The following is a 26,051-nucleotide window of genomic DNA, read 5'->3' as shown; positions in this document are numbered from 1 at the left end:
GAAACGCCGGTCCGGCCCGGGGAAGAGTCCGGCCGGCAGGGCAGAGAAAGAGACGCGGGTGAACGAGAAGGACATGGGCACCGACCTTCAGTCGGTGCTCCTCACCAAGGAAGAGATCGACGCGAAGCTCGTCGAGCTGGCAGCGAAGATCGACGCGGAGTACGCGGGCAAGGACCTGCTCATCGTCGGCGTGCTCAAGGGCGCGGTGATGGTCATGGCGGACCTGGCCCGCGCACTGTCCACCCCCGTCACCATGGACTGGATGGCCGTCTCGTCGTACGGGGCCGGCACCCAGTCCTCGGGCGTCGTCCGGATCCTCAAGGACCTCGACACCGACATCAAGGGCAAGCACGTCCTGATCGTCGAGGACATCATCGACTCCGGTCTGACGCTGTCCTGGCTGCTGACCAACCTCGGCTCGCGTGAACCCGCGAGCCTGGAGGTCTGCACGCTGCTCCGTAAGCCGGATGCCGCGAAGGTCGCGATCGACGTGAAGTGGGTCGGCTTCGACATCCCCAACGAGTTCGTCGTCGGCTACGGGCTGGACTACGCGGAGAAGTACCGCAACCTCCCCTTCGTCGGTACGCTCGCGCCTCACGTCTACGGCGGCTGAGGCAACCGCCCGACAGGAACCGGCGGCACGGTGCAACCGGCGGCACCCGGCCGAACCCGGCCGCAGTGCCGGGAACCCTTGTGGCGTTCGGGCCGTTGGAGCCTTCGAAGACGGGTTTGCCGGACCTCCCCTGCGGTCACGGGTGACAATGCTGGGGTACCGTCCGAAGAACAGTCTTTTCTCACAGCAGCATTTACCTACGGGCAGGAGGGACGGGGCGACTTCGCTCCGTATGGATGGACGTGAAGCGATACTTCCGTGGGCCGGTCATGTGGATCGTGCTGGCCGTCCTCGCCGTGGTCGTGTTGATGCAGGTCGTCGGCTCGTCCGGCGGCTACAAGACGGTGGACACCGGCAAGGTGATCCAGGCGATCAGTAAGAACCAGGTGGAGCAGGCCAAGCTCACCACCGGTGACGAACAGATCCTGAAGATCGAGCTGAAGGACAAGGAAAAGCTCGAGGGCGAGTCCGGCAGCAAGTTCCAGGCGAGCTACATCGGCAACCAGGGTGTCGAGCTGGCCGACACGCTGCAGAAGAAGTTCGAGAGCGGTGACATCGAGAAGGGTTACACCGTCTCGCCGTCGAAGCAGTCCCCGTTCGTCTCGATCCTTCTCTCCCTGCTGCCCTTCGTCCTGATCGTGGTCGTGTTCCTGTTTCTGATGAATCAGATGCAGGGCGGCGGCTCCAAGGTCATGCAGTTCGGCAAGTCCAAGGCCAAGCTGATCACCAAGGACACGCCGAAGACGACGTTCGCCGACGTGGCGGGGTCGGACGAGGCCGTCGAGGAACTCTACGAGATCAAGGAATTCCTCCAGGAGCCGGCGAAGTTCCAGGCCGTCGGCGCCAAGATCCCCAAGGGCGTCCTGCTCTACGGGCCGCCCGGTACGGGTAAGACGCTGCTCGCTCGCGCCGTCGCAGGCGAGGCGGGCGTTCCGTTCTACTCGATCTCCGGTTCCGACTTCGTCGAGATGTTCGTCGGTGTCGGTGCCTCCCGTGTGCGTGACCTCTTCGAGCAGGCCAAGGCGAACGCTCCGGCGATCGTCTTCGTCGACGAGATCGACGCCGTCGGACGGCACCGCGGTGCCGGCATGGGCGGCGGTCACGACGAGCGCGAGCAGACGCTCAACCAGCTGCTCGTCGAGATGGACGGCTTCGACGTGAAGGGCGGCGTCATCCTGATCGCCGCCACGAACCGGCCGGACATCCTGGACCCGGCGCTGTTGCGTCCCGGACGCTTCGACCGGCAGATCGCCGTCGACAGGCCGGACATGCAGGGCCGCCTGGAGATCCTCAAGGTGCACCAGAAGGGCAAGCCGGTCGCGGAGGACGTCGACCTCAACGCGGTCGCGCGTCGTACGCCCGGCTTCACCGGTGCCGACCTGTCGAACGTGCTGAACGAAGCGGCGCTCCTCACAGCGCGCAGCAACAAGAAGCTGATCGACAACCACATGCTCGACGAGGCCATCGACCGCGTCGTGGCGGGCCCGCAGAAGCGGACCCGGATCATGTCCGAGAAGGAAAAGAAGATCACCGCGTACCACGAGGGCGGACACGCCCTGGTCGCGGCGGCCTCACCCCAGTCGGACCCGGTCCACAAGATCACGATTCTCTCCCGCGGCCGTGCCCTCGGTTACACGATGGTGCTCCCGGAAGAGGACAAGTACTCCACGACGCGCAACGAGATGCTCGACCAGCTGGCGTACATGCTGGGCGGGCGCGCGGCCGAGGAGCTGGTCTTCCACGACCCGACGACCGGTGCTGCGAACGACATCGAGAAGGCCACTGCCACGGCCCGCGCGATGGTCACGCAGTACGGCATGACCGAGCGTCTCGGTGCGATCAAGTTCGGTGGAGACAACACCGAGCCGTTCGTGGGCCGGGAGATGGGCCATCAGCGCGACTACTCGGAAGAGGTCGCGGCGCTCGTCGACGAAGAGGTCAAGAAGCTCATCGAGACCGCGCACAACGACGCGTGGGAAATCCTCGTCGAGAACCGCGACATCCTCGACGCCCTGGTCCTCGAGCTTCTCGAGAAGGAGACGCTCAACAAGGAGCAGATCGCCGAGATCTTCGCCCCGATCGTGAGGCGCCCGGCTCGCCCGGCGTGGACCGGTTCCGCCCGGCGTACCCCGTCGACGCGGCCGCCCGTGCTCTCTCCCAAGGAGCTCGCCCTCACCAACGGCACTGCCAATGGCTCGGGGACTCCGGAGATCGCTCCGACGGACATCACGTCGAAGAACACCGGCACCTCCCCGGAGGCTCTCCCCGAGGATCGCCCCGAGAGCTAGCCCCCTGCCCGACCTGGTGTGGCCCCTGTCACGGGGGCTCCGCCGGGCCCGGAATGGATGCCGCGCCCCCCAGGTTCTAGCCTGTGGGGGCGCGGCTTTTCCGTATGCCTGCGTTGCCTGCCGAATTTCCGTGAAGTCCGGGCGGGCCCGCGCATGTGACTGCACAGAGGAACGAGGCACAGATGACCGACCCGGTGACGCTCGACGGGCAGGGCTCGATCGGCGTATTCGACGAGAAGCGGGCCGAGTCGGCCGTACGGGAGCTCCTCATCGCCGTGGGGGAGGACCCTGACCGCGAGGGGCTGCGGGAGACACCGGGCCGGGTGGCGCGTGCGTACAAGGAGATATTCGCCGGCCTCCACCAGGAACCCGAGGACGTCCTGACGACGACGTTCGATCTCGGCCACGACGAGATGGTGCTGGTGAAGGACATCGAGGTGTTCAGCACCTGCGAGCACCACCTGGTGCCGTTCCACGGTGTCGCGCACGTCGGCTACATCCCGGCGACGAGCGGCAAGATCACGGGACTGTCGAAGCTGGCCCGGCTGGTCGACGTCTACGCCCGGCGGCCGCAGGTCCAGGAGCGGCTCACCACGCAGATCGCCGACTCCCTGATGGCGATCCTGGAGCCTCGCGGGGTCATCGTCGTCGTCGAGTGTGAGCACATGTGCATGTCGATGCGGGGGATCCGCAAGCCCGGAGCCAAGACGATCACCTCCGCCGTCCGTGGCCAGCTGCGCGACCCCGCCACCCGGGCCGAGGCGATGAGCCTCATCATGGCGCGCTAGGCGGACACCCTCTGAGGGCGCCCCTGCGGGGGGCGGGCCGGCGCGGCAGCGATGAGTTCGTGCGGCGGGAGGAGTCGACCGTAGTGGAAGCGGCCGTACGGCCGGAGCCACCAGGAGGGAGTCTCCCGATGACCTGCACCCACGTGCTCGCCGTAGCCCCCGTGATGGCCATCGAGCCGGCGGTGGAGTGGTACGAGCGGCTTTTCGGCCGCCCGGCCGACGCGAGGCCCATGGACGGGCTGGCCGACTGGCACGTCTCCCCGTCCGCCTGGCTCCAGGTCTTCGTGTCGCCCGAGCACGCCGGCCGGACGCTGGTGAATCTGGTGGTCGAGGATCTGGACCGGGCGCTCTCGGACCTCGCGGGCCGGGGGATCACGGCCGGAGAGCCCCAGCCCGGCTCCCGGGGGGTGCGGTTCGCCGCCGTACACGACCCCGACGGCAACCGGGTCACCCTGATCGAGAATCCGGTGGCCGACTGAGGGCCGGGCCCTCGCCCTACGCGGCCTGGGCCGTGTTCCTGTCGTCGTCCCCGTCCTCCGGGAGCTTGCAGACACGCTCGAGGAAGTAGGCGGCGGCGACGACCGCGACGCCGGCCAGGAAGGCGGAGCCGGCGTAGATGGCCTGGTCCCGACGGGGCGGGACGTCCAGGGAGCCGAGCAGGAAGACCCCCGTGCCGCCGTACATCCCGGCGACGAGCGCGGCGACGAGCGCACTCGCCTGGCCGAAGACCACGGCGCGGGCCGCCATCATCGGCTCCACGCCCTTCGCCCCCGGGCGGCGCTCCCGCTGCGCGCGCAGCCGTGCCCGGATCGACAGGGCCGTGGCGAGCAGGACGACGGCGATCACGGCCAGCACGACGGGCGCGGCGAGCGGCACGCTCGGCAGTGTCCCCAGGGAGTCCCAGAGGCGGGCCCCAGCCCAGGACAGCACGCCGGCTCCGGCGAGGAGTCCGGCCAGGAGCCCGAGCCGTAGTTGCTTCACCGAGAGTGCCGCCCTTCGTCGCCGTTGCCCGTGATCGGTCGCCTGTGCAGGTGGACCGTGATCGGTCGTCCTTGAGCCTAACGACTACTCGGGGAGACGGAGTTCCAGGTCGGGCCGGGGAAGCACTCCCTCGCGGCCGACACCGGCCAGCAGGTCGGCGACGGGGCCGGCACCGGGCAGCTGGGCCTCCGGGTCCACGTCGTGCCACGGAGCGAGGACGAAGGCGCGCTCACGGGCGCGCGGGTGCGGGAGGGTCAGCAGGGGGTCGTCGGAGACCACCTCGGCGTACGACACGATGTCGACGTCGATGGTGCGCGGTCCCCAGCGCTCCTCGCGGACGCGGTCGAAGGCCTCCTCGATGGCCTGGCCGCGCTCCAGCAGCGAGGACGGGGGCAGAGTCGTCCTCACGATGATCACCGCGTTGAAGTACGAGGGCTGGGAGCCGGGCTCGACGCCCCAGGGCTCCGTCTCGTAGACGGGGGAGACCGCTTTGACCCGGAGACCGGGGGTGTCCTCCAGCGCGTCGATGGCACCCTGGAGCGTCTCCAGCCGGTTGCCGAGATTGGAGCCGAGGGAGATCACGGCCCATTTGGGGTTGGAGAGGGTGACGTCTGCCGCGTCGACCTGCTCGACCACTGCGGCGGGAACCGGCTGTACGGTCGGGTCGCTCTGCCCCTCGGTGGAAAATGCAGTCATGCTCGGCTCCGGGTGATGGTGATGGTCACGTCGTCGAAGGGGACGGTGATCGGGGCGTCCGGCTTGTGGACGACGACCTCGACCTCCTGGACCCCTTCGTGCTTGAGGCACTGCTGCGCGATGCGTTCCGCGAGGGTCTCGATCAGGTCGACGGGCTCACCCTTGACGACATCGACGACCTCTTCCGCCACCACGCCGTAGTGCACGGTCTTCGACAGGTCGTCGGCGGCTGCCGCGGGGCGGGTGTCGAGGCCGAGCACCAGGTCCACGATGAAGGTCTGGCCCTCTGCCCGCTCCCGGGGGAAGACACCGTGGTGCCCACGGGCCTTGAGGCCGCGCAGCGCGACACGATCCACGCGAATCACTCCTGCTGTTCGTCGTCTCTGGAGGCACCTGGCCGCGTGCGGGCGGTGCGGTGCCGTCTTTCGAATCTACCCGCGAGGACCGACACAGCCCGCCCGCGGGGGCGCGGACCGGCCCGGCAGGGGGTTGGTAGCCGCGTATACCCCGTGATCGGGGGGCCCAATCCCCCGTGATCCCCTCCGCCCCCTCAGGCGGTGGGTTCTTCGTCCTCTTCCTCACCGGTTTCGGTCAGTACGGGGGAGCCGTGGTGGGACCAGAGCTTCCAGCCGTCCGGTGTGCGCCGGAACACATTGGTGGCGACGACCAGCTGGCCGACGAGCGGGCCGAGCGAGTTGCCCTCCTCCGCGGGGCCACCGCTGAGGATGTTCTCGGTGCAGGTCACCAGGGCGGTGTCGCCGGTCATGGCGACCCCGACATCGGTGAGGAAGAACTGGATGTACTCCGTGTTCGCCATGATCAGCGCATAGCTCCGCAGCACCTCGCCGCGGCCCGTGAGCACCGGCCAGCCCGGGTGGACGCAGGACACCGTGAGGTCCTCTCCGGGCAGCCACAGCCCGGAGAGTCCGTCGAGGTCGCCGCGCTCCATCGCCTCGTAGAAGGCGGTGTTGGCCTGCTCGACCGCCGCGATGTCGGCGGCTGCCTCCTCGTGTTCGTCCCGCGGCGCGCTCACGCGGCTCCCTCGACGGCGCGGGCGACCCGCACCGCGTCCGCCGTCGGCCGTACCGCGTGCACCCGGACCGCCCAGGCGCCCGCGGCCGCGGAGAGCGCGGAGACCGCGGCCGTCGCGGCGTCCCGTTCGCGGGCGGGCGGCGGGGCCGCGCCCTCGCCGGCCAGGACATGGCCGAGGAACCGCTTGCGGGAGGCGGCGACGAGCAGGGGCCTGTCCAGATCGCGGAGGCGGTCGAGGTGCGCGACCAGCGCGAGGTCCTGAGCGGCGTTCTTGGCGAAGCCCAGCCCGGGGTCGATCACCAGCTTGCCGGGGTCCACCCCGCCCTCGATCACCGCCTCCATGCGCTCCCGGAGCTCCGCCACGACTTCGCCGACGACGTCCCCGTAGACCGCGCGGCTGTTCATCGACTCGCTGAAACCGCGCCAGTGCATGACGACGAACGGCACTCCGGCGTCGGCGACGACCGGGATCATGCCCGGATCGGCGAGGCCCCCGCTCACGTCGTTGACCAGGACCGCGCCGGCCGCGACGGACTGCTCGGCGACGCCGGCCCGCATGGTGTCCACGGAGATCGTGACCCCCTCGGAGGCCAGTCCGCGCACCACGGGGATGACCCGGCGCAGCTCCTCGGCCTCGTCGACCCTGCTCGCGCCCGGGCGGGTCGACTCGCCGCCGACGTCGATCAGATCCGCTCCTTCGGCCACCAGTTCGAGGCCGTGCTTGATCGCCGCCGTGGTGTCGAACCAGTGGCCTCCGTCGGAGAAGGAGTCGGGCGTCACATTGACGACCCCCATGACCGCACAGCGGTCCCACTCCGGGAGACCCCGCACCGTGCCCCGCCCTCGCAACGTACTCATGCGCCCAGCCTAGGCCGTGTCCGAGAGGTCCCGCCCGGGCCCGTGGCGCCCGGTAGGCACATCGGCGGACGCCGCCGTACCCGCCGGCCGCGTCCGGTACGGGCGGTTACGGGGCCCCGGCCGGGGCCCGCGCCTCGGGATCCGCCCGCACCGCGTTTAGCCGGACGGACGGCGGGGCGTGGGGCTCAGGGGGAACCGACGCCCGCCACGGTCTCCACGGCGACCTCGGCGCGCGGCACGTCCTGTGCGTCCGCGTCGATCGAGCGGCGCAGGGCCTCATGGAGGCGGGCAGGGGTGAGCACGCCCAGGAAGCGTCCGGTGGCCTCCTCGTCGATGACGGCGATCCAGCCCGCGTCGTGCTGCAGCATCGTGGAGAAGGCCTGCTTGAGCGGCGCGCCGAGCGGGAGCCAGGCCTCCATGCGCCGGGCGTGTTCACGGACCGTGCCCTCGGCCGTCGCGCCGTCGCCCGCCGGGATCCAGCCGTGTAGATTGTCCTGGCCGTCGAGGACGACCGCCCAGCGCGCGCCGTCCGCCCGCAGCCGCTCGGTCGCCTTCGCCAGCGGATCGTCGAGATGGACGACCGGCGGCTGGTCGAGGTCGCTCTCCTCGATGGGCGTGACCGAGAGCCGCTTCAGGCCGCGGTCCGCCCCGACGAAATCGGCGACGTACGGCGTGGCCGGAGCACCGAGCACCGTGGCCGGGGTGTCGAACTGCTCGACGCGGCCGTGCCCGTACACCGCGATCCTGTCGCCGAGGCGGACGGCTTCCTCGATGTCGTGGGTGACGAACAGCACGGTCTTGCGGACCTGCGCCTGCAGTTTCAGGAATTCGTTCTGCAGCCTTTCCCGTACGACCGGATCGACCGCGCCGAAAGGCTCGTCCATCAGCAGAACCGGGGGGTCGGCCGCCAGGGCCCGTGCCACGCCGACGCGTTGGCGCTGACCGCCGGAAAGCTGCTCGGGATAGCGGCCGCCATAAACGGACGGATCCAGTCCGACGAGATCCAGCAGTTCGGCAGCGCGTCGCCTGCCCTTTTCCCGCCCCCAGCCGAGGAGATGGGGAACGGTCGCGGTGTTCTCCAGGACCGTCTTGTGCGGGAACAGTCCGACCTGCTGGATCACATAGCCGATGCGCCGGCGGAGACGGACGGGGTCGATGGTGGATATGTCGTCCCCGTCGAGGAATATCCGGCCCTCGGTCGGTTCGGTCAGGCGGTTCACCATTTTCATGGTGGTCGTCTTGCCACAGCCGGAAGGCCCGACGAGCGTGACCAGTTCACCCTCGGCGACCTCGAAGGAAAGGTCGTCGACGGCGGTGGTTCCGTCCTCGTACCGCTTGGTGACGTGCTCGAAACGGATCATGATTCCCCATTGTGACGCGGGTTCTGTGAAGGCCATGTTGCCGGAATACGACAGCCTCGGCGATTGTCGGTGGTCGGGGATAGGGTCACCCAGGACCGGACCCGGGGTGGCATCGCGAGGGCAAACAGGAGGTGGGGGCGGATGGCCGAGCAGAACTGCCTGGTGGCGAACGACTGGATCTGCGGAGAGTATCTGCGCTCCCGCAGCCACGAGTTGACCGAAGCGACCGTCCAGCACATCTGGATCACCGCGGCCTCCGTGCTGATAGGGCTCGCGGTGGCATTCCCGCTCGCACTGCTCGCGCGCCGCGGCCGGCATTTCGCGGGCCCGGTGCTGGGCCTGACGACCGTGCTCTACACGGTGCCGTCGCTGGCGATGTTCTCGCTGCTGCTGCCGCTCTTCGGCCTGTCGGCCGCGCTCGTCGTCACCGGCCTGGTGCTCTATTCGCTGACCATCCTCGTACGCAACATCCTGGCGGGGCTCGAAGCGGTCCCGCAGGAGGCCAGGGAGGCCGCGGAGGGCATGGGGTACGGGCCCGTCCGGCTCCTCTGGGAGGTCGAACTCCCCCTCGCGCTGCCCGCGCTCATGGCCGGGCTGCGGATCGCCACGGTGTCGACGGTCGCGCTGACGACGGTGGGCTCGCTCGTCGGCAAGGGCGGCCTCGGCAATCTCATCGAGGACGCGCTGCCGAGCTTCTTCAAGGCACAGGTGCTCACCGCGTCCGTGCTCTGCGTGCTGCTCGCGGTGGCGGCGGATCTCCTGCTGCTCGGCGTGCAACGCCTGCTCACGCCCTGGACCCGGATACGGACGCCCGCCGGGGCATCCGCCGGGGCGGGCATCGCGAAGACGGAGGCGGTCTGATCCATGGGAGTCGTCGGGGAGGCGTGGACCTGGCTGACCACGGGAGCCAACTGGTCGGGGGACGGCGGGGCGGGACACCGGCTGGCCGAGCATCTGTACGTCAGCGGGATCGCCCTCGCGGCGGCCTGCCTCATCGCCCTGCCCGTCGCCCTGTACCTCGGGCACGTGGGCAAGGGGGGCGGCCTCGCCGTGAACATCTCCAACGTGGGGCGTGCGGTCCCGGTGTTCGCGGTGCTGGCGCTCTTCATGATGACGCCCCTGCGTAACTCCGGCTATCTGCCCACGGTCATCGCCCTGGTGCTGTTCGCCGTGCCCCCGCTGCTGACCAACGCCTACGTCGGGATGACGGAGGTGGACCGGTCGGTGCTGGAGGCCGCGCGGGGCATGGGGATGTCCGGCCCACAGCTCTTCCTGCGGGTCGAACTCCCGCTCGCGTACCCGATGATCATGGCCGGTCTCCGGTCCGCCGCCGTCCAGGTGGTGGCCACCGCCTCGATCGCGGCGATGGTCGGTCTCGGTGGCCTGGGCCGGATCATCACCGCCGGGTTCAACACCTACGACACCGCCCAGGTCTTCGCCGGTGCGGTGCTGGTCGCCCTCCTGGCCCTGGTGGTGGAGGGCGTTCTCGTGGCGCTGGACCGGCTGCTGTCGCCCCTGCGCCGCCGCCGGACGGTATGAACGCGCTGACTTTTCGGACTGTGCACACCATTTTTTTCGGACGGAGAACACCATGAGCAGGACCTCGCGCATAGCGGGTGCGGTCATCGGAGCGGTCGCGCTGGCAGGGTCGCTCGCCGCCTGCGGCGGCGACAGCCTGGAGAAGGAGAAGAGCGGCTCGGGCACGGGTGCCGACGCCGGTTCCGAGAAGGGGGCGCTCGTCGTGGGCGCGGCCGGCTTCACGGAGTCCAAGGTGCTCGCCGAGCTGTACGCCCAGGTCCTGGGCGGCGCCGGGTACGACACGTCGGTCACCACGGTGAAGAACCGCGAACTCTACGAGCCCTCGCTGGAGAAGGGCGAGATAGACGTCGTCCCGGAATACGCGGCGACCCTCGCGGAATTCCTCAACGCCAAGGTCAACGGAGCGAAGGAGGCGGAGGCGAAGCCGGTCGCCTCGGGTGACGTGGAGGCCACCGTCACCGCGCTGGAGAAGCTCGCCACCCCGCTCGGACTGAAGGTCCTGCCGGCGGGGAAGGCGGTCGATCAGAACGCCTTCGCGGTGTCCAAGGAATTCGCCGACAAGAACAATCTCAGGACGCTTTCCGATCTCGGCTCCTCGAAGATCAAGGTGAAGATCGCGGCGGGCGACGAGTGCGAGGTGCGCCCGTTCTGCGCGCCCGGACTGAAGAAGACGTACGGCATCGACGTCACCGGGATCGACCCCAAGGGCGTCGGCACGCCGCAGTCCAAGCAGGCGGTCAAGGACGGTAAGGACCAGCTGGTCCTCACGACCACCACGGACGCGGTGCTCGACTCCTACGGGCTGGTGTTCCTGGAGGACGACAAGAAGTTGCAGAATGCGGACAACGTCCTTCCGGTTCTCAATGCCAAGGACGCGGGCGCGCCGGAGATCGCGGAAGCGCTGGGGAAGCTCACCGACGTACTCACCACGGAGGACCTCGCGGAACTCAACCGCAAGGTCGACGCGGAGCGTGCCAAGCCCGCCGACGCGGCCGGGGACTATCTCCGGTCGAAGGGTCTGATCAAGAAGTAAAAAGGCCCGTGCGAGGGCCACTTGGGAGGCCCGCCCGACCCGGACCGGAGGCCCTTAGGTAACCGGCGGGGAACAGATTGCCGGGCGGTCTCCCAAGTGACTCGTACGCACGGTAAATTTCGGGCCATGCCACGAGGACGCCACCGCCATTCGCCGCCCCTCCACAGAATCCTGCCGCCCGCCGTGGTGGCCGGAGTGCCGGTCGTCTGTGCCGCCGGTGCCTGGTTCCTCGGGGAACCCCTGCCGCTGCGCGTCCTGGTGGCCGTGACGGCGGCCGTGGCCGTCACCGGTGCCTGGCTGATGCGCAGCTGGGACAGGGCGGCGGGTCTGCGTGTCGCGGAGCTGAACCGGGCCCGCGCGAGCGACGAGTGGAAGACCGAGGAGCGCATAGCCGAACTCGAGGCGGACCTCGAGGAATCCAGGGAACTGCGCACCCGGCTGGAGACCAGGCTGCGCCGCAAGCGCGTGGAGCTGGCCGGGCTGCGTGGCGAACACGCCGCGCTGCTGCGCCGGTACGCCAACGCCGAGACGGAGCGGGCCAGTGCCCTGGAGGGCCGCAGGCAGCTCGCCATCGAGGCCTCAGCACCGCGCGAGCTGCTGCCCGCCCGTTCCACACCGACTCCGGGCGCCTATCTGCGGGCCGCACAGGCCCTGCGGGACCTGGGCCGCAACGCCGCTCTCCAGGAGGCGCGCCGCACGGCCGGGCAGCGTGACACCGCCGGGCGTTCGGTGGAACAGGACCCGGAGGGCGGCGGCCCGAAGGGGAAGCACGCGGCGGTCGCCGGAGCGGGAGACCTCCAGCACCGCCGTCCGCAGGCCGCCCCGCCCGCACCGCAGCTGTCCCCCGCGGCCGTGCGTCCGCCCCGCGCCGTGCCCGCCGCCTCCGCCGTCGTCCCGTACGCCGCCGCGCGCCGCCACCTCGTGCCGCGGGGGAGCTTCGACTTCTTCGGCACGCAGAAGGCGAACGCCGCGATCGAGTCCGTGCAGAACGAGGACCTCGCGGACGTGGTGGGCGAGGAGGCTCTGGCGGCGCACCGTACGGGCACGGCCGAGAACCGGGCCGTCGGCAAGGTCATCGACCTGACGGCGCACGACGAGACGGAGCAGCTGGACGTCGTCGAGCTGCGCAGCGCGATCTCCTCGTAGCGGGAGGGCCCGAGGCGCCGGGGCCCGAGGCGCCGGGGCTCGTCGCGCCAGGGCCCGCGCCGCCGGGGCTACTTGTCGATGTCCCCGACGACGAAGAAGAGCGAGCCCAGGATCGCGACCATGTCGGCGACGAGCGTCCCCGGCAGCAGCTCGGTGAGCGCCTGGATGTTGTTGAACGAGGCGGACCGCAGCTTCAGCCGGTACGGCGTCTTCTCGCCCGTGGACACGAGGTAGTAGCCGTTGATCCCCAGCGGGTTCTCGGTCCACGCGTAGGTGTGGCCCTCCGGGGCCTTCAGCACCTTGGGCAGCCGCTGGTTGATGGGTCCGGGCGGCAGCTCGGCCATCCGGTCCAGGCACGCGTCGGCGAGGTCCAGGGCGTTGTGCGTCTGCTCCAGGAGACACTCGAAACGGGCCAGGCAGTCGCCCTCGGTCCGTGTGACGACCTCGAGCGTGTCCCGCAGCTCCCCGTAGGCGAGGTACGGCTCGTCGCGCCGCAGGTCGAAGTCGACGCCCGAGGCCCTGGCGATCGGCCCGGACACCCCGTACGCGTGCACGGCCTCGGCGGACAGCACGCCCACCCCGCGGGTGCGGCCCCGGAAGATCTCGTTGCCGAGCACCAGCCGGTCGTACACGTCCATCCGCGAACGCACGGACGCCACCGCGTCCCGGGCCCGGCCGAGCCAGCCCGCGGGCAGGTCCTCCTTGAGACCGCCGACCCGGTTGAACATGTAGTGCATCCGGCCGCCGGACACCTCCTCCATCGCGGCCTGGAGCTCCTCGCGCTCCCGGAACGCGTGGAACATCGGGGTGATCCCGCCGAGTTCGAGGGGGTAGGAGCCGAGGAACATCAGGTGGTTGAGCACCCGGTTCAGCTCGGCGAGCAGCGTCCTCGTCCAGACGGCGCGCTCAGGGACCTCCATGCCGAGCATCCGCTCGACGGCCATGACGACCCCGAGCTCGTTGGAGAACGCCGACAGCCAGTCGTGGCGGTTGGCGAGCATGATGATCTGCCGGTAGTCCCTGGCCTCGAAGAGCTTCTCGGCGCCCCGGTGCATGTAGCCGATGACGGGCTCGGCCTGCTGGATCCGCTCGCCGTCCAGGACGAGCCGCAGCCGGAGCACACCGTGGGTGGAGGGGTGCTGCGGACCGATGTTCAGCACCATGTCGGTGCTCTCCGCCGCGCCGCCGATGCCGATCGTCGTCTCCGTCATGCGGGACAGTATCCCCCTTCACGATCCGGGCCCTCTCCGCGGTCCGGCGCCCTCATCACCGACCGGGGGCACTCCTCATGGCCCGGCGCTCTCTTCACCGACCGGCGCCCTCTTCACGGCCCGGGACCCGATGCCGCAGCCAGCCGAAGTCGCCCAGCCCGCCCCGCGCCGTCAGCTCCGCCGCCTCCCCGGCCGAGGCGAGCGCCCGGACGTAGCCGACGGGATCGGCCGACGCCCGTGCCAGCGGCGGGCGTTCGCCGCTGATACCCAGCTCCCGCAGCGCCGTCCGCTGGTCGAGGAGCTCGGCCACGCCGTCCGCCGCCGCCGCGCAGGCGTCCAGGGCCACGTGCGAGGTGAGGTCGCAGCTCCCGTCGGGCACGGGGGGCACCTCACGGCCTCCGCGGAACCCGGTCAGCGTCCCGAACGGCGGCCTCGACGCCCGTACATGCGCGTAGTCGACCGCCACCGCGGTCCCGGCGGCCAGCGACGCGACGGCGACCGCCCAGGCCTCGTCGCGCGGCCTCCCGATCTCCGCACGGTCGCCGGGCCGTGACAGCGGCCACCAGCGGCTGAGCCACCGGGCGTCCGCCCCGGTCACCGGATCGCCGAGCCGCTCGGTGCCGTCGGCCCTCCGTACGAGGACGTAGCGGGGCACCCCGTCCGCGTCGGCCTCGGCGATGTCCGTCGGGACGTTGTCCAGCCATTCGTTGGCGAACAGCAGCCCCCGCACACCCTCCGGGGGCCGGGCGCACCACTCGATGTCCGGGTCCAGGCCCGGCGGGCGCGCGGCGAGCTCGACGGCGTACGGCCGTACGGTCAGGCCGGGGGCCAGGGCTTCGTCCCGCAGCGCCGCCAGCACTCCCGTCAACAGCTCGCCGCGGCCCGCTCCCACATCCACGAGGTCCACCGAGTCCGTCCCCAGCTCCCGTGCCGTGCCGGCCAGCAGCCGGGCGACGGCCCGGGCGAACAGGGGGGAGGCGTGCACCGAGGTACGGAAATGGCCCGCGGGGCCCTCCGGGCGCCGGTAGAAGCCCTCTTCTCCGTACAAAGCGGTCTCGGCGGCTTCCCGCCAGCGGCACCAGTCATACGTCACATAGGCAAGTCTCCACCTTGGGGAGTACGGTCCCAGGATCCGGATCGGCCCTCCGGCTGACCCGGGCACGGATCAGCTGTCCCTACGCTGGGTAATGTGCAGCGCTTCTACGATTTCATCCGCAGACACCCGACGGGCGTCGACATCCTCTGGGCTGTCCTCCTCCTCGGGTTCTCCGGTGTGTCCATCGTGGCCGGCCAGGTCGGCGGTGGTCCGGAGCGTGTCGCCGCGGTGCCGATCGCGGTCGGGCTGTGCGTCGTGGTCGCGCTGCGCCGCCGTGCGCCGGAGAAGATGCTGCTGCTCGCGATCCTGATGGGGCTCGCCCAGCTGCTGTTCGGGGTGCGGCCGGACGTGGCGGACTTCGCCCTGCTGGTGATCACGTACACCGTGGCCACGGTGGGGGAGCGCTGGGCGTCCCGGCTCGCCCTCGGATGCAGCCTGGTCGCCGCGGGGATCTCCCGGCTGCGCTGGTCCGACGACGCACCGTACGGCGGGTGGGCTCAGACGCTCGGCTACGTCGTGATGATGACCGTGCCCTTCGTCCTGGCCTGGGTGCTCGGCGATTCCATACGCACCCGGCGGGCCTACTTCAGCCAGCTGGAGGAGCGGGCCGCCCGGCTGGAGCGGGAGCGCGAGGCGCAGTCGAAGGTCGCCGTCGCCGCCGAACGGGCCCGTATCGCCCGCGAACTGCACGACGTCGTCGCGCACAACGTCTCGGTGATGGTGGTCCAGGCGGACGGCGCCGCGTATGTCATGGACTCGTCCCCCGACCAGGCCCGGCAAGCCCTGGAGACCATCTCCGGCACCGGACGCCAGGCGCTCGCCGAGATGCGGCGGCTGCTCGGAGTGCTCAGGACCGGTGACTCCCCGGAGAGCGGGGAGTACGTCCCCCAGCCCGACGTCGAGCAGATCGAGGAACTCGTCGGCAAGGTCAGGGAGACCGGCCTCGCGGTGGACTTCAAGATCGAGGGCACTCCTCGTCCGCTGCCGAGCGGGGTCGAGCTGACCGCGTACCGCATCGTCCAGGAGGCGCTCACCAACACCCGGAAGCACGGGGGTCCGGACGCCGGTGCGAGCGTGCGGTTGGTCTACTTCGACGACGGTCTCGGCCTGCTGGTCGAGGACGACGGCCGCGGTGCCCCGCACGAGCTCTACGAGGACGGCGGCGCCGACGGAGCGGGTCAGGGAATGATCGGCATGCGGGAGCGGGTCGGCATGGTCGGCGGCACGCTGGACGCGGGCCCGCGCCAGGGCGGCGGCTTCCGGATCAGCGCGCTGCTTCCGCTCAAGCCGGCCAACCAGTGACAGAAGGACAGGACACCCCATGGCCATCCGCGTAATGCTCGTCGACGACCAGGTGCTGCTGCGCACCGGCTTCCGGATGGTGCTCGCCGCCCAGCCGGACATGGAGGTCGTCGCGGAGGCGGGCGACGGGGCCGAGGCGATCGAGGTCCTGCGTTCCACGGCCGTCGACGTCGTGCTGATGGACGTACGCATGCCGCGGCTGGACGGCGTCGAGGCGACCCGGCGCATCTGCGCGCGGACCGAACCGCCGAAGGTGCTGATCCTGACCACCTTCGACCTGGACGAGTACGCCTTCTCCGGTCTGAAGGCGGGCGCCAGCGGTTTCATGCTCAAGGACGTGCCGCCCGGCGAGCTGCTCTCCGCCATCCGCGCGGTGCACAGCGGCGACGCCGTGGTGGCCCCGTCGACGACCCGCAGGCTGCTCGACCGGTTCTCGCCGATGCTGCCCAGCGGCAAGAAGGAACCCCGGCACAAGCACGTCGAGAAGCTGACCGGGCGCGAGCGCGAAGTGATGCTGCTCGTCGCGCAGGGCTTGTCGAACGGTGAGATCGCGGCCCGCCTGGTGCTGTCCGAGGCGACCGTGAAGACGCACGTGGGCCGCATCCTCACCAAACTCGGCCTGCGCGACCGCGTCCAGGTCGTCGTCCTCGCGTACGAGACGGGGCTGGTGCGGGCCGGCGGCGGGGCGGGCTGACGGCTCCTCAGCAGCACGGCCGCACAAGGGATTCGGCCGGAACCCCGCGCGGTTCACCGCAGTACGCCCTCCAGGAAGTCGCTGCCCAGGCGTGCCACGACCGTGAGGTCCAGCGAGTGCAGGACGTACCGGCCGCGCCGGCGGGTGGTGACCAGGCCGGCCTTCTTGAGCACCGCCAGGTGGCGGGAGACCTCGGGGGGCGTGATGCCGTGCGAGTCGGCGAGCTCACCGGTGGTGTACGGCGAGCGGGCCAGGTTGCGGCAGAGCCTCATCCGCATGGGGTGGGCCAGCGCCTCCATCCGGAGCTGGAGCAGCTCGACGGAGGCGGGGGAGGGCAGCTCGGGGCGGTGCACCGGGTAGTGGATCACCGGACGCCAGCCGGGGGCGTGCAGCACCATCAGATGCGGCCACCCGAAGCTGGTCGGGATGAGGGTGAGGCCGGTCCCGGCCGCCGATCCCGTGGCCTCGGTCCGGCCCGTGGTCAGCTTGTCGGCGCTGATCCTGCCGGTCCTCTCGTCCAGCGAGAGGGCCGCCGAGACCGCGCCCAGGGCCGCGCCGACGCCCTTGTGCCGCAGCACCTCGGTCTTGTGCCGGGCGTCGGCGACCAGCTGGACCTGGGTACGCCGCCAGGTGTCGGCGAAGAAGGCCTGGTCGCAGTCCTCGAAGAGACGCCGGACCCAGCCGCGCACGGAGACGGGGTCGGCCAGCAGCTGCCGGGTGAAGGCGAGCTGCTTCGGGCCCCTGGCCGCCGCCATGTCGAGAGCGCGGGTCCGCATCCCGGCGTCGGTGAGCGGTGAGGGCGCTCCCGTTCCGTACAGGCTCGCGCAGGTGAACTCCAGGGCGGCCGAGACGAACCGCTCGTCGTCGAGCCTGTCCAGGATGTCCAGGTCCTCGGCGAGGGTCGAGCCGGTCCTGCCGTCCCCGCCGCGGACACCGGCGAACGGCATGAAGACGTCGGAGAAGGTGTTCCGCCACAGGAACTCCGCCTCGTGGAGCCGGTCCGCGAGATCCGGTTCCAGGGCCGCGGAGGTCGCGGTCGCCCAGCCGTGCAGTCCGGGGTGGTGGCCGGGCTCGGAGAGCGCATGGAGGGCGAGCCCCAACTCCGCGAGGGGGGAGGTCTCGAAAACGATGCGCTCGGGAGGCAGGCCGGCGATGTCGATGTGCACACTCACCCCTCCATGGTGCGGGGTGCGGGGGCGAGGACCGTCGTCACTTGACCGCGGCCGTCAATCCACGGGCGGGACCGCCGGGCCGGGGTCAGGCTGGATTCATGGACACCGTTCAGCAGCACATGCTCGACAGCTACCGCGCCGCGCAGCACGGTGAGGGCCCGCCCCCGCCGCCGGGCGCGCACGACAGGGACGTCCTGCGCACCATCCGCAGGCGTATCCGCGTGTGGACGGCCGCGCACCGTCCGCCCTACTCCTGAGCTGACGCCTCCTCCTGGAGCCGCGCCACGAAATCCGCCACCGCTTCCCGTACGTCGCCGGCCGTCCACTCCAGCCCCTGCGCCGCCACCGTGACCTCGGTGAACGAGAGTCCGGGCGGCCCGGCCGGAGCCGCGAACCAGCGGCGGAAGAGCGTCACGCCCGTCTCCTCGGCCTGCCGCACCGACACCTCGTCCAGCACGTCGGCGGCGTAGGGCAGCCAGACCTGGAACTGGTGCGTGTGCGGCGGCTCGGGGTGCACCCGGAACCACGGCACCGCCGATCCGGCGAGGCCCTCCGCCAGAGCACCGGCGACCACCTTCGCGTGCGCCACGTACGATGGCAGCCTCGGCAGCTCCCGCTCCAGGCCCAGCAGGGCGGAGAGGGCGGCCGGGTACTGCTGGAAGACCTGGCCGCCGTACCTGTGGCGCCAGGTCCTCGCCTCCTCGACCAGGGACTCGGAGCCCGCGAGCACCGCTCCGGACAGCCCGTCCAGGGACTTGTAGAACGACACGTAGACACTGTCGGCGAGCGCCGCGATCTCCGGCAGGCCGCGCCCGAAGTGCGTCGTGCACTCCCACAGGCGCGCCCCGTCCAGATGCACCACCGCGTCCCGCTCCCGTGCGGCGGCCACGGTGGCTTCCAGCTCCTCCCAGGAGGGCAGGACGAAGCCGGCGTCACGCAGCGGCAGCTCCAGCATGAGTGTGCCGAACGGCTCGGGGAAGTCCCGGATCTCGTCCGCCGTGGGCTGCCGGGGCTCGGTCGTCGGATGCACCGTACGCAGTCCGCTCACCGAGGTGAGCGCGCCGCGCTCGTGCACCTCCGGGTGGGAGAGGGGGTGCAGTGCCACGGCCGGAATGCCCGTACGGCCCGCCCAGCAGCGCAGCGCGACCTGCTGGGCCATCGTCCCGGTCGGGAAGAACGCGGCGGCCTCCATGCCCAGCAGGCCGGCCGTGCGCCGCTCGGCCTCCGCGACGACCCCGCCGCCGTAGACGTCCGTCCAGTCGCCCAGGTCGTGGACCGTGCCCGCGTCGGCGGCCAGGGCGGCCAGCCGGCCGGCCAGCGTGTGGTCCGCGGACATCCGCGCCAGCACCTTCCCGGACCGCTGCCACGCGGTCAGCCTGCGGTGCCGCTGCTTCTGCTCCTCGGTGTCTCCCATGGGACGATCATCACCCGGACCGCTGACGGCGCCCATCCCGGGGTTCTCTCCCGCCAGAAGTTATCCACAGGCTGTGGACGGCCGGGGTATGTGGCGAAACGCTGGCGTAGCATGCAGAGGAATCGTCCGGTACCCCCCGCGGACTGGAACGGAAGGCCATCGCCGCGTGAACGCATCAGTTTCCAAGGAAGCCCTCGACGCGAGGGACCGCCCCGCCCGTCTCACCGTCGGCGTGGTCGGCGCGGGACGGGTCGGCCCCGCCCTCGCCGCCTCGCTGCAACTCGCCGGGCACCGCCCGGTCGCGGTGTCGGGCGTCTCCGACGCATCCGTGCGCCGGGCCGCCGCACTGCTCCCCGACGTCCCCCTGGTCACCCCCGCCGAGGTCCTCGCACGCGCCGAGCTCGTGCTGCTGACCGTCCCCGACGACGCCCTGCCCGGCCTGGTCGAAGGCCTCGCCGAGACCGGCGCCGTACGACCGGGCCAGCTGCTCGTCCACACCTCCGGCCGGTACGGCACGAAGGTGCTCGACCCCGCGCTGCGGGCCGGCGCCCTCCCGCTCGCCCTGCATCCGGCGATGACCTTCACCGGCAGCTCCGTCGACGTACAGCGGCTGGCGGGCTGCTCCTTCGGGGTGACCGCCCCCGAGGAGCTCAGGCTCGCCGCGGAGGCGCTCGTCATCGAGATGGGCGGCGAGCCCGAGTGGATCGCCGAGGAGTCCCGGCCGCTCTACCACGCGGCGCTCGCCCTCGGGGCGAACCACCTGGTCACCCTCGTCGCACAGTCCATGGACCTGCTCCGCAAGGCCGGCGTGGGCGCGCCCGACCGGATGCTCGGCCCCCTGCTCGGGGCCGCGCTCGACAACGCCCTGCGCTCCGGTGACGCGGCACTGACCGGCCCCGTCGCCCGGGGCGACGCGGGGACGGTGTCCGCGCACATCCGCGAGCTGCGCGCCCACGCGCCGCAGACGGTGGCCGGATATCTCGCCATGGCGCGCGCCACCGCCGACCGGGCCCTCGACCACGGCCTGCTCAAGCCGGAGTTCGCGGAGGACCTCCTCGGCGTCCTGTCCGACAGCAACGCCGTCAACGGAACGAACGGAACACACGGTCCTGACGCATCCGGACCGGGGGAGAAGCGATGAACACCGCACCCGCCACCCTGCTGCGCTCCACCGCGGAGCTGGACGCCCTCGGCCGGTCCGCCGGGACACGCCGCGCCGTCGTGATGACGATGGGCGCGCTGCACGCCGGCCACGCCACGCTGATCCGTGCCGCGCGGGCCGCCGCCGGGCCCGACGGCCAGGTCGTGGTCACCGTCTTCGTCAACCCGCTCCAGTTCGGCGAGGCAGCCGACCTCGACCGCTATCCCCGCACCCTGGAGGCCGACCTCGCCGTCGCCTCGGAGGCCGGGGCCGACGCGGTCTTCGCCCCCTCCGTCGACGAGGTCTACCCCGGGGGTGAGCCGCAGGTCAGGATCGCCGCCGGCCCCATGGGCGAGCGGCTGGAGGGCGCCGCCCGTCCCGGGCACTTCGACGGCATGCTCACCGTCGTCGCCAAGCTGCTGCACCTCACCCGGCCGGACGCGGCGTTCTTCGGGCAGAAGGACGTCCAGCAGCTGGCGCTGGTCCGCCGCATGGTGCGCGACCTGAACTTCCGCACCGACATCGTCGCGGTGCCGACCGTCCGCGACCCCGACGGCCTGGCGCTCTCCAGCCGCAACCGCTTCCTCTCGGCCGAGGAGCGACGGACCGCGCTGGCCCTGCCCAGGGCCCTGTTCGCCGCCCGTGACCGGCTGGTCGCCCAGCAGACGCTGCACGCCCGCGCCCGGACGGTCCCCGAGCGCGAAGGCCGCGCCGCCGCCCTGAACCAGCTCGGAGAGGCCCGTGCGGCCGCCGACACCCAGGCCGTGGCACTGGCCAGGCCGACCGTCGCGCCCGCCGCGGTGCTGGCCGCCGCCCGGGCCGTCCTGGACGAGGCGGCGGAGGACTCGGTGCCGCTCGCCCTCGACTACGTGGCGCTCGTGGACCCGGCGGACTTCACCGAGGTGCCCGACGACCGCGTCAGCGGCGAGGCGGTCCTCGTCGTCGCGGCACGGGTGGGAGCCACCCGCCTCATCGACAACATCCCGCTGACCCTCGGAGCTCTCACGTGACCGGAATACGGCTGACCGCCCCCGCCCCCGGCTGGGCCATCGACGCGGACGTCGTCGTGGTCGGCTCCGGCGTGGCCGGTCTCACCACCGCACTGCGCTGCGCCGCGGCCGGCCTCGCGACCGTGGTCGTCACCAAGGCCCGCCTCGACGACGGCTCCACCCGCTGGGCGCAGGGCGGCATCGCCGCCGCGCTCGGCGAGGGCGACACCCCCGAGCAGCACCTCGACGACACCCTGGTCGCCGGGGCCGGCCTCTGCGACGAAACGGCGGTGCGCGCCCTGGTCACCGAGGGCCCCGACGCCGTACGCCGGCTGATCGACACCGGGGCGCACTTCGACACCACCGACACCGGCGCGATCGCCCTGACCCGTGAGGGCGGCCACCACCGCCGCCGTATCGCGCACGCGGGGGGCGACGCGACCGGTGCCGAGATCTCCCGCGCCCTGGTCGGGGCGGTCCGCTCAGCCGCCCTGCGCATCATCGAGAACGCCCTGGTCCTGGACCTGATCACGGACGCCGAAGGCCGTACGGAGGGCGTCACCCTGCACGTCATGGGCGAGGGCCAGCACGACGGCGTGGGCGCCGTCCACGCCCCGGCCGTGGTGCTCGCCACCGGTGGCATGGGCCAGGTCTTCTCCGCCACCACCAACCCGCCGGTCTCCACGGGCGACGGGGTGGCACTCGCGCTGCGGGCGGGCGCCGAGGTCTCGGACCTCGAATTCGTACAGTTCCATCCGACCGTCCTGTTTCTCGGCTCCGACTCCGAGGGCCAGCAGCCGCTGGTGTCCGAGGCGGTACGGGGCGAGGGCGCCCATCTCGTCGACGCGTCCGGCACCCGCTTCATGCTCGGGCGGCACGAGCTGGCCGAGCTGGCCCCCCGCGACATCGTCGCCAAGGCCATCACCCGTCAGATGCAGCTGCACGGCACCGAGCACATGTATCTCGACGCCCGCCACTTCGGCGCCGAGATGTGGGAGCAGCGCTTCCCGACGATCCTGGCAGCCTGCCGGGCCCACGACATCGACCCGGTCACGCAGCCGATCCCGGTCGCCCCCGCCGCGCACTACGCCTCGGGCGGTGTCCGCACCGACCTCCGGGGCCGTACGACGGTGCCGGGCCTGTACGCCTGCGGCGAGGTCGCCTGCACGGGCGTGCACGGCGCCAACCGGCTGGCGTCCAACTCCCTCCTGGAGGGCCTGGTCTTCGCCGAGCGCATCGCGGCCGACATCGTGGAAGGCCCCAGGGCCGAGACCGGGGCCGCCTCCCGGCCTGCCCCCGTGGCGGCACCCGCCGGAACCCGTACCGTCCCCCTGCTGACCGCGGAGTCGCGGACCGCGATCCAGCGGATCATGACCAGGGGCGCCGGGGTGATCAGGTCCGCCGGCAGCCTGGCCGTCGCCGCCGGGGAGCTGGATGCCCTCCAGCGGGCCGCGACGGCCGCCGACAAGGACGGTCGGAAGGACGCCGTACCCGGGGTGGAGGCGTGGGAGGTCACGAACCTCCTCCTGGTCTCGCAGGTGCTGGTCGCCGCCGCGCGGGAGCGCGAGGAGACCCGCGGCTGCCACTGGCGCGAGGACCGTCCCGAGCGCGACGACGACGCCTGGCGCCGCCACCTGGTCGTCCGCGTCGACCCGTACCTGCGGCCCGTCGTCCGCACGACGGACACTTCCGCGTTCCCGCCCGTACGCCCCGGAGACCCGGCAGACTCCGCACTGCCTGCAGGCCTCTTGAACCGCCCCGCCGACGCCCCCGAGGAGCCGTAACCGTGAGCACGCCCGAAGAGAATCCGCGCCCCACACCTGTGGACGTACCGCTGATCCACATCGGCGCACCCGCCGAGTCCGGTGGTGGCTGCGGCGACGGCTGCGGCTGCGGTGACGGCTACGACCCCGACGGCCTGGAGTGCGGCCTCGACCCCGCCCTGGCCCAGCTCCTGGCGGAGGCCGGGCTGGACCCGGTGCAGGTCGAGGACATCGCCCACGTCGCGATCGAGGAGGACCTGGACGGAGGCGAGGACGTCACCACCGTGGCGACCGTCCCGGAGGACTCCGTCGCCACCGGCGACTTCACCGCGCGTGAGGCCGGCGTCGTCGCGGGTCTGCGGGTCGCCGAAGCCGTCCTCTCCATCGTCTGTACCGACGAGTTCGAGGTCGAGCGCCACGTCGAGGACGGCGACCGCGTCGCGCCCGGCCAGAAGCTGCTCACGGTGACCACGCGCACCCGTGACCTGCTCACCGGCGAGCGCAGCGCGCTCAACCTCCTGTGCAGGCTCTCCGGCATCGCGACGGCGACCCGTGCCTGGGCCGACGTGCTCGAGGGCACGAAGGCCCAGGTCCGCGACACCCGCAAGACCACCCCTGGGCTGCGCGCCCTGGAGAAGTACGCCGTGCGCTGCGGCGGTGGCGTCAACCACCGCATGTCGCTCGTGGACGCGGCACTGGTGAAGGACAACCACGTGATCGCGGCGGGCGGCGTCGCCGAGGCGTTCCAGCGGGTCAGGAAGGCGTACCCGGAGCTCGCGATCGAGGTCGAGGTGGACACCCTGGAGCAGGTCCGCGAGGTGCTCGAAGCCGGCGCCGACCTGATCCTGCTGGACAACTTCACCCCGACGGCGACCGCCGAGGCGGTCGCGCTCGTCGGCGGCCGTGCGGTGCTGGAGTCCTCGGGCCGGCTCACCCTCGACTCCGCCCGCGCCTACGCCGAGGCCGGCGTCGACTACCTGGCGGTCGGCGCGCTCACGCACTCCTCCCCGATCCTCGACATCGGCCTGGACTTCCGTGACACCGCGGCAGGCACCGACGGGGCCGACGCCTGATGCTGCTCACCATCGACGTGGGCAACTCCCACACCGTCCTCGGCCTGTTCGACGGCGAGGAGATCGTCGAGCACTGGCGGATCTCCACCGACGCCCGCCGTACCGCCGACGAGCTCGCCGTCCTGCTCCAGGGGCTGATGGGCATGCACCCTCTGCTCGGCGTCGAGCTCGGCGACGGCATCGAGGGCATCGCGATCTGCTCGACCGTCCCCGCCGTCCTGCACGAGCTCCGCGAGGTCACCCGCCGCTATTACGGCGATGTCCCCGCGGTCCTCGTGGAGCCGGGCGTGAAGACCGGCGTCCCGGTCCTCACCGACAACCCGAAGGAGGTCGGCGCGGACCGCATCATCAACGCGGTCGCCGCGGTCGAGCTCTACGGCGGCCCGGCCATCGTCGTCGACCTGGGCACGGCCACGACCTTCGACGCGGTCTCCGCCCGCGGCGAGTACACGGGCGGGGTGATCGCGCCGGGCATCGAGATCTCCGTGGAGGCGCTCGGGGTGAAGGGCGCCCAGCTCCGGAAGATCGAGCTGGCGCGGCCCCGCAGCGTCATCGGCAAGAACACCGTCGAGGCCATGCAGTCCGGCATCGTCTACGGATTCGCGGGCCAGATCGACGGCGTGGTCGAGCGCATGAAGAAGGAGCTGGCGGCCGACCCCGACGAGGTCACCGTCATCGCGACCGGCGGCCTTGCTCCGATGGTGTTGGGTGAGTCCTCCGTCATCGACGAGCACGAGCCCTGGCTGACCCTCATCGGGCTGCGCCTCGTGTACGAGCGGAACATCGCCCGGATGTAGGGCGCGCCCGCGACCACCTGCGGGAACGACCCGGCGGCGCGGAGCACGGCGCCGCGCCGCCGAGCGGTTAGTTAAGCCGATTTTGTCCATTTAGCACGTATTGTCGCGTCATGCCCACGCCCTATGGATCACGCGGCGGCATGGCGTTCAGCGCGGACGAGCTCCGGGTGCTCCGACGTGCTCTCGCCAACGCCCTCCACCCCACGCCCCTGCCGGAAGAGGATGTCCAGGACTGCCTGCGCCTCGCGGGCAGCGTGGACGAGGTGGTGAGCGAGGCGGGCCGGCTGCGCGCCTTCCTCCTCGCCGATCTCGCCCGCTACCGCGAGGCGCTCCCCGGCTCGCTCAGCGGCTATCTGGAGCTCCTCCAGGACGCCCTGGCGGCCGGCTACGACCCCCGCCCTGACGATCTCGCGGCCTTGCGCGCCCTGCGCGCCGGGCCGGTCGCGGCGGCCCTGCTGGAGCGCTGCCAGGTGCTGGCCGAGCGCTCGGTGCGGGCGCGCCTCGCCGGTCGCGCGGTGCCCATGACGACGCCCGCGCCGCGCGGCCGGCTGCTGGCCCTGCGCGGCGGCCTGTCGGCGGCCAAGGAGCCCGAGCGGCCCCGGACCCCGTCGCGGCCGGCCGAGCCGGCCCGCCCGCCGGCCCCCGGCGAGCGCCCGATGCCGAAGCCGTCCGAGGTCTTCCCGCCCCGCCGCCGGCCTGCACCCGCTCCGCCGGCCGAGGAGCGCGCCGTGTCCTGAGGCGCCGACGCGCCTGGGGGGTGCCCGGGAGCGGCCGGAATGCCGGGCTCGCTACCCTGGACGGCATGGACTACGTATCCGCGCTCGTTCCCCCCGTGGTGATGGCCGTCTTCTTCATCGGCCTCGTCAGGACGATCATCAAGAGCCAGGGCGGCCCGAACAAGGCCAAGGAGGACGCCGCGGTGGACGCGGCGCTCGCCCGTGCCGAATCGGCCCGGCAGGCTCCGAGGCCCGAGGGCGCCTGACCCGGGCCCGAGCATGAAGGGCGCACGGCTCCCCGGAGCCGTGCGCCCTTTTTTCGTCCCTGAATTATCCCATTCCAGACAT

General features: G+C 71.6%; 28 protein-coding genes. 18 read left to right on the top strand and 10 right to left on the bottom strand.

Annotated features, from left to right (window positions below):
- The first annotated feature begins 73 nt into the window (after window positions 1-73).
- The 4 genes from hpt (at window position 74) to ACIP63_RS36685 (ending at window position 4,168) form a co-directional block, all read left to right on the top strand.
- Complete coding sequence (gene hpt, locus ACIP63_RS36700; RefSeq protein ID WP_014155504.1) at window positions 74-613, top strand: hypoxanthine phosphoribosyltransferase; 540 nt, start codon at window positions 74-76, stop codon at window positions 611-613.
- Between the two features lie 236 nt (window positions 614-849).
- On the top strand, window positions 850-2,901 hold the full coding sequence (ftsH, locus tag ACIP63_RS36695) for an ATP-dependent zinc metalloprotease FtsH (protein WP_401524941.1): 2,052 nt from the start codon (window positions 850-852) through the stop codon (window positions 2,899-2,901).
- 182 nt (window positions 2,902-3,083) lie between these two features.
- Window positions 3,084-3,689 carry a GTP cyclohydrolase I FolE gene (folE, locus tag ACIP63_RS36690; protein WP_031091001.1) on the top strand — a complete coding sequence of 202 codons (606 nt, stop codon included), beginning with the start codon at window positions 3,084-3,086 and terminating at the stop codon, window positions 3,687-3,689.
- 128 nt (window positions 3,690-3,817) lie between these two features.
- Window positions 3,818-4,168, top strand: coding sequence for a VOC family protein (locus ACIP63_RS36685; protein ID WP_401524937.1), 351 nt, complete (start codon window positions 3,818-3,820; stop codon window positions 4,166-4,168).
- A gap of 16 nt (window positions 4,169-4,184) precedes the next feature.
- Here ACIP63_RS36685 and ACIP63_RS36680 read toward each other — a convergent pair whose 3' ends face one another.
- From ACIP63_RS36680 to ACIP63_RS36655, 6 genes are all read right to left on the bottom strand, one after another.
- Entirely contained in the window at window positions 4,185-4,670 is a 486-nt protein-coding gene (locus ACIP63_RS36680) for a DUF3180 domain-containing protein (protein ID WP_401524934.1), read from the bottom strand.
- An 84-nt stretch (window positions 4,671-4,754) separates the two neighbouring features.
- Window positions 4,755-5,366: a 2-amino-4-hydroxy-6-hydroxymethyldihydropteridine diphosphokinase gene (gene folK, locus ACIP63_RS36675; protein ID WP_401524931.1), complete on the bottom strand. Its 612-nt coding sequence runs from the start codon at window positions 5,364-5,366 to the stop codon at window positions 4,755-4,757.
- Window positions 5,363-5,722 carry a dihydroneopterin aldolase gene (gene folB / locus ACIP63_RS36670; protein WP_362927130.1) on the bottom strand — a complete coding sequence of 120 codons (360 nt, stop codon included), beginning with the start codon at window positions 5,720-5,722 and terminating at the stop codon, window positions 5,363-5,365. The genes folK and folB overlap by 4 nt, the downstream gene beginning before the upstream one ends.
- Before the next feature lie 194 nt (window positions 5,723-5,916).
- Window positions 5,917-6,399, bottom strand: a complete 483-nt coding sequence (locus tag ACIP63_RS36665; RefSeq protein ID WP_401524928.1) for a nuclear transport factor 2 family protein — start codon at window positions 6,397-6,399, stop codon at window positions 5,917-5,919.
- Entirely contained in the window at window positions 6,396-7,256 is an 861-nt protein-coding gene (folP, locus tag ACIP63_RS36660) for a dihydropteroate synthase (protein ID WP_401524925.1), read from the bottom strand. The genes ACIP63_RS36665 and folP overlap by 4 nt, the downstream gene beginning before the upstream one ends.
- A 185-nt stretch (window positions 7,257-7,441) precedes the next feature.
- Window positions 7,442-8,617, bottom strand: coding sequence for an ABC transporter ATP-binding protein (locus tag ACIP63_RS36655; RefSeq protein ID WP_401524922.1), 1,176 nt, complete (start codon window positions 8,615-8,617; stop codon window positions 7,442-7,444).
- Window positions 8,618-8,758: 141 nt separating this feature from the next.
- Between ACIP63_RS36655 and ACIP63_RS36650 the strand changes: the two genes are divergently transcribed.
- The 4 genes from ACIP63_RS36650 to ACIP63_RS36635 all read left to right on the top strand — a co-directional run bounded on the left by ACIP63_RS36650 (window position 8,759) and on the right by ACIP63_RS36635 (window position 12,335).
- On the top strand, window positions 8,759-9,478 hold the full coding sequence (locus ACIP63_RS36650) for an ABC transporter permease (RefSeq protein ID WP_401524919.1): 720 nt from the start codon (window positions 8,759-8,761) through the stop codon (window positions 9,476-9,478).
- Window positions 9,479-9,481: 3 nt separating this feature from the next.
- Window positions 9,482-10,156: an ABC transporter permease gene (locus ACIP63_RS36645; RefSeq protein ID WP_401524917.1), complete on the top strand. Its 675-nt coding sequence runs from the start codon at window positions 9,482-9,484 to the stop codon at window positions 10,154-10,156.
- A 52-nt stretch (window positions 10,157-10,208) separates the two neighbouring features.
- Window positions 10,209-11,189, top strand: coding sequence for a glycine betaine ABC transporter substrate-binding protein (locus tag ACIP63_RS36640; RefSeq protein ID WP_401524914.1), 981 nt, complete (start codon window positions 10,209-10,211; stop codon window positions 11,187-11,189).
- A 126-nt stretch (window positions 11,190-11,315) separates the two neighbouring features.
- A complete protein-coding gene (locus ACIP63_RS36635) occupies window positions 11,316-12,335 on the top strand; it encodes a hypothetical protein (RefSeq protein WP_401524911.1) in 1,020 nt (339 codons plus the stop codon).
- A gap of 68 nt (window positions 12,336-12,403) precedes the next feature.
- On the opposite strand, the gene ACIP63_RS36630 is transcribed toward ACIP63_RS36635, so the two are convergent.
- Both ACIP63_RS36630 and ACIP63_RS36625 read right to left on the bottom strand, forming a co-directional pair.
- On the bottom strand, window positions 12,404-13,546 hold the full coding sequence (locus ACIP63_RS36630) for an NADH-quinone oxidoreductase subunit D (RefSeq protein WP_401524908.1): 1,143 nt from the start codon (window positions 13,544-13,546) through the stop codon (window positions 12,404-12,406).
- A 94-nt stretch (window positions 13,547-13,640) separates the two neighbouring features.
- Window positions 13,641-14,639: an SAM-dependent methyltransferase gene (locus tag ACIP63_RS36625; RefSeq protein ID WP_401524905.1), complete on the bottom strand. Its 999-nt coding sequence runs from the start codon at window positions 14,637-14,639 to the stop codon at window positions 13,641-13,643.
- A gap of 96 nt (window positions 14,640-14,735) precedes the next feature.
- Here ACIP63_RS36625 and ACIP63_RS36620 point away from each other — a divergent pair, with 96 nt between their 5' ends.
- Together ACIP63_RS36620 and ACIP63_RS36615 are read left to right on the top strand one after the other, a co-directional pair.
- The gene (locus ACIP63_RS36620) at window positions 14,736-15,944 is read left to right on the top strand and encodes a sensor histidine kinase (protein WP_401524902.1); all 1,209 of its coding nucleotides are present in this window, start codon (window positions 14,736-14,738) and stop codon (window positions 15,942-15,944) included.
- A gap of 19 nt (window positions 15,945-15,963) precedes the next feature.
- Window positions 15,964-16,638 (top strand): response regulator, encoded by a 675-nt coding sequence (locus tag ACIP63_RS36615; protein ID WP_401524899.1) that lies wholly within the window; start codon window positions 15,964-15,966, stop codon window positions 16,636-16,638.
- A gap of 53 nt (window positions 16,639-16,691) precedes the next feature.
- Here the strand turns inward: ACIP63_RS36615 and ACIP63_RS36610 are convergent, their stop codons facing one another.
- On the bottom strand, window positions 16,692-17,804 hold the full coding sequence (locus ACIP63_RS36610; RefSeq protein WP_401525013.1) for a DUF5937 family protein: 1,113 nt from the start codon (window positions 17,802-17,804) through the stop codon (window positions 16,692-16,694).
- Window positions 17,805-17,908: 104 nt separating this feature from the next.
- On the opposite strand from ACIP63_RS36610, the gene ACIP63_RS36605 reads away from it, so the two are divergent.
- Window positions 17,909-18,067: a hypothetical protein gene (locus ACIP63_RS36605; protein ID WP_401524896.1), complete on the top strand. Its 159-nt coding sequence runs from the start codon at window positions 17,909-17,911 to the stop codon at window positions 18,065-18,067.
- Here ACIP63_RS36605 and ACIP63_RS36600 read toward each other — a convergent pair.
- The gene (locus ACIP63_RS36600) at window positions 18,058-19,224 is read right to left on the bottom strand and encodes a threonine aldolase family protein (protein ID WP_401524893.1); all 1,167 of its coding nucleotides are present in this window, start codon (window positions 19,222-19,224) and stop codon (window positions 18,058-18,060) included. The genes ACIP63_RS36605 and ACIP63_RS36600 overlap by 10 nt on opposite strands.
- A gap of 166 nt (window positions 19,225-19,390) precedes the next feature.
- On the opposite strand from ACIP63_RS36600, the gene ACIP63_RS36595 reads away from it, so the two are divergent.
- From ACIP63_RS36595 to ACIP63_RS36565, 7 genes are all read left to right on the top strand, one after another.
- Window positions 19,391-20,365, top strand: coding sequence for a Rossmann-like and DUF2520 domain-containing protein (locus tag ACIP63_RS36595; RefSeq protein ID WP_104786914.1), 975 nt, complete (start codon window positions 19,391-19,393; stop codon window positions 20,363-20,365).
- Window positions 20,362-21,375: a pantoate--beta-alanine ligase gene (gene panC, locus ACIP63_RS36590; RefSeq protein ID WP_401524889.1), complete on the top strand. Its 1,014-nt coding sequence runs from the start codon at window positions 20,362-20,364 to the stop codon at window positions 21,373-21,375. The genes ACIP63_RS36595 and panC overlap by 4 nt, the downstream gene beginning before the upstream one ends.
- Window positions 21,372-23,138: an L-aspartate oxidase gene (locus ACIP63_RS36585; RefSeq protein WP_401524887.1), complete on the top strand. Its 1,767-nt coding sequence runs from the start codon at window positions 21,372-21,374 to the stop codon at window positions 23,136-23,138. The genes panC and ACIP63_RS36585 overlap by 4 nt, the downstream gene beginning before the upstream one ends.
- A gap of 2 nt (window positions 23,139-23,140) precedes the next feature.
- On the top strand, window positions 23,141-24,190 hold the full coding sequence (gene nadC, locus ACIP63_RS36580) for a carboxylating nicotinate-nucleotide diphosphorylase (RefSeq protein WP_401524885.1): 1,050 nt from the start codon (window positions 23,141-23,143) through the stop codon (window positions 24,188-24,190).
- Window positions 24,190-24,987: a type III pantothenate kinase gene (locus ACIP63_RS36575; RefSeq protein ID WP_031091045.1), complete on the top strand. Its 798-nt coding sequence runs from the start codon at window positions 24,190-24,192 to the stop codon at window positions 24,985-24,987. Before nadC ends, ACIP63_RS36575 begins: the two co-directional genes overlap by 1 nt.
- A gap of 140 nt (window positions 24,988-25,127) precedes the next feature.
- Window positions 25,128-25,724 (top strand): hypothetical protein, encoded by a 597-nt coding sequence (locus tag ACIP63_RS36570; protein ID WP_401525010.1) that lies wholly within the window; start codon window positions 25,128-25,130, stop codon window positions 25,722-25,724.
- Window positions 25,725-25,789: 65 nt separating this feature from the next.
- Window positions 25,790-25,969, top strand: a complete 180-nt coding sequence (locus ACIP63_RS36565; RefSeq protein ID WP_104786906.1) for a hypothetical protein — start codon at window positions 25,790-25,792, stop codon at window positions 25,967-25,969.
- The last annotated feature ends 82 nt before the right edge of the window (window positions 25,970-26,051 follow it).

Origin of the sequence: Streptomyces sp. NPDC088746 (genome assembly GCF_044751065.1) — a bacterium.
Lineage (GTDB): Bacteria > Actinomycetota > Actinomycetes > Streptomycetales > Streptomycetaceae > Streptomyces.
Note: the sequence above shows the minus strand (reverse complement) of the source record. Positions and strands in the feature narration are given on the sequence as shown.

What these genes read in the sequence shown, in the direction of transcription:
- hpt (WP_014155504.1), top strand. Translation starts at nt 74, where the DNA reads ATGGGCACCGACCTTCAGTCGGTGCTCCTCACCAAGGAAGAGATCGAC.
- ftsH (WP_401524941.1), top strand. Translation starts at nt 850, where the DNA reads ATGGACGTGAAGCGATACTTCCGTGGGCCGGTCATGTGGATCGTGCTG.
- folE (WP_031091001.1), top strand. Translation starts at nt 3,084, where the DNA reads ATGACCGACCCGGTGACGCTCGACGGGCAGGGCTCGATCGGCGTATTC.
- ACIP63_RS36685 (WP_401524937.1), top strand. Translation starts at nt 3,818, where the DNA reads ATGACCTGCACCCACGTGCTCGCCGTAGCCCCCGTGATGGCCATCGAG.
- folK (WP_401524931.1), bottom strand. Translation starts at nt 5,366, where the DNA reads ATGACTGCATTTTCCACCGAGGGGCAGAGCGACCCGACCGTACAGCCG.
- folP (WP_401524925.1), bottom strand. Translation starts at nt 7,256, where the DNA reads ATGAGTACGTTGCGAGGGCGGGGCACGGTGCGGGGTCTCCCGGAGTGG.
- ACIP63_RS36655 (WP_401524922.1), bottom strand. Translation starts at nt 8,617, where the DNA reads ATGATCCGTTTCGAGCACGTCACCAAGCGGTACGAGGACGGAACCACC.
- ACIP63_RS36650 (WP_401524919.1), top strand. Translation starts at nt 8,759, where the DNA reads ATGGCCGAGCAGAACTGCCTGGTGGCGAACGACTGGATCTGCGGAGAG.
- ACIP63_RS36645 (WP_401524917.1), top strand. Translation starts at nt 9,482, where the DNA reads ATGGGAGTCGTCGGGGAGGCGTGGACCTGGCTGACCACGGGAGCCAAC.
- ACIP63_RS36640 (WP_401524914.1), top strand. Translation starts at nt 10,209, where the DNA reads ATGAGCAGGACCTCGCGCATAGCGGGTGCGGTCATCGGAGCGGTCGCG.
- ACIP63_RS36635 (WP_401524911.1), top strand. Translation starts at nt 11,316, where the DNA reads ATGCCACGAGGACGCCACCGCCATTCGCCGCCCCTCCACAGAATCCTG.
- ACIP63_RS36630 (WP_401524908.1), bottom strand. Translation starts at nt 13,546, where the DNA reads ATGACGGAGACGACGATCGGCATCGGCGGCGCGGCGGAGAGCACCGAC.
- ACIP63_RS36615 (WP_401524899.1), top strand. Translation starts at nt 15,964, where the DNA reads ATGGCCATCCGCGTAATGCTCGTCGACGACCAGGTGCTGCTGCGCACC.
- ACIP63_RS36605 (WP_401524896.1), top strand. Translation starts at nt 17,909, where the DNA reads ATGGACACCGTTCAGCAGCACATGCTCGACAGCTACCGCGCCGCGCAG.
- ACIP63_RS36600 (WP_401524893.1), bottom strand. Translation starts at nt 19,224, where the DNA reads ATGGGAGACACCGAGGAGCAGAAGCAGCGGCACCGCAGGCTGACCGCG.
- panC (WP_401524889.1), top strand. Translation starts at nt 20,362, where the DNA reads ATGAACACCGCACCCGCCACCCTGCTGCGCTCCACCGCGGAGCTGGAC.
- ACIP63_RS36575 (WP_031091045.1), top strand. Translation starts at nt 24,190, where the DNA reads ATGCTGCTCACCATCGACGTGGGCAACTCCCACACCGTCCTCGGCCTG.
- ACIP63_RS36570 (WP_401525010.1), top strand. Translation starts at nt 25,128, where the DNA reads ATGGCGTTCAGCGCGGACGAGCTCCGGGTGCTCCGACGTGCTCTCGCC.
- ACIP63_RS36565 (WP_104786906.1), top strand. Translation starts at nt 25,790, where the DNA reads ATGGACTACGTATCCGCGCTCGTTCCCCCCGTGGTGATGGCCGTCTTC.